This is a genomic window from Sedimentibacter sp. B4, from assembly GCF_000309315.1.
Lineage (GTDB): Bacteria > Bacillota > Clostridia > Tissierellales > Sedimentibacteraceae > Sedimentibacter > Sedimentibacter saalensis.
Window position 1 is genome coordinate 1 of the sequence record NZ_CANG01001099.1, and the last position, 220, is coordinate 220.

Annotated in this window: 1 pseudogene; it reads right to left on the reverse strand. The window is 71.8% G+C overall.

Features of this window, described 5'->3' with window-relative positions:
- Positions 1-220: pseudogene (locus BN358_RS27305) on the reverse strand (mannose-1-phosphate guanylyltransferase); the annotation flags it as partial.

The window sequence follows — 220 nt, forward strand, 5'->3', positions numbered from 1 at the left end:
TTGCCCGCGTCCAGAGCGACGACGTTCAGTCCGGACACGGCGTTGCCGGCGGCGTCGGTGCCGAGGATCTCGGCGAGACTGGCGTAGCCGCCGACGTCCCGCCACTGCACGGGCAGCGCCACCGCGGCCACGTGCGCGCTCCCCTTGCCCAGCGAGACCGGCTCCATCACGCCGTAGTCGACCGACGTCTTCCCAGCGTCGGGAAATGATCGCGAGCCGC